The sequence below is a fragment of the Pseudoflavonifractor capillosus genome (assembly GCF_016902575.1).
In the GTDB taxonomy this organism is placed as follows: domain Bacteria; phylum Bacillota; class Clostridia; order Oscillospirales; family Oscillospiraceae; genus Enterenecus; species Enterenecus capillosus_A.
Map to the genome: position 1 here is coordinate 1 of NZ_JACSNZ010000119.1, position 710 is coordinate 710.

A 710-nucleotide genomic window follows, 5' to 3' on the forward strand; every position below is an offset into this window, starting at 1 on the left:
TTGTATATTGAAAACCCCCGGCTGTGCCGGGGAGTTCAAAAAAAGCTTTAGCGTTCCGTATGAAGAAAAAACTCCTTTTGATACAATCAAGGTGCGGTCTGCCAACTGCACGAAAGTATCAAAAGGAGGACAAAAGGCATGAAGCCCAATGACAATCATAGTTTATCACACAGTACATGGAATTGTAAATATCACATTGTGTTTGCACCAAAGTACCGGAGAAAAGTATTTTATAAAGACAACAGAGTGGAAATCGGTAAAATATTGAGAGCGTTGTGCAACTGGAAACAGGTGAATATTGTAGAAGCGGAAGTATGTCCCGACCATATACATATGCTTGTAGAGATACCGCCAAAAATGAGCGTGTCCAGTTTCGTAGGGTTCCTCAAAGGGAAAAGTAGCCTGATAATTTTCGAGAGGCACAGCAATCTCAAGTATAAATACGGGAATCGCCAATTCTGGTGTCGAGGATATTATGTGGACACTGCGGGGAAAAATGCGAAAAAGATAGCAGAGTATATCCAGAATCAACTCAAGGAGGATCAAATTGGAGATCAGATGACGATAAAGGAATACATCGACCCGTTTACGGGTAGCAAGCATTAGTCTTTCGCAGATGGCAGACCGTACTAACGCCTTTAGGCGTGGCTAGTAACAAAGGGCTTTGCCCGCATATGAAGAACCCCCGGCTATGCCGGGGGGTTCCTATT

General features: G+C 43.4%; 1 protein-coding gene. It reads left to right on the top strand.

Annotated elements, in window-relative coordinates:
- Window positions 1-138 precede the first annotated feature (138 nt).
- The gene (gene tnpA, locus H9X86_RS12145) at window positions 139-606 is read left to right on the top strand and encodes an IS200/IS605 family transposase (RefSeq protein ID WP_204901751.1); all 468 of its coding nucleotides are present in this window, start codon (window positions 139-141) and stop codon (window positions 604-606) included.
- Window positions 607-710: the final 104 nt, after the last annotated feature.

Coding starts and splice junctions, on each gene's coding strand:
- tnpA (WP_204901751.1), top strand. CDS start 139: ATGAAGCCCAATGACAATCATAGTTTATCACACAGTACATGGAATTGT.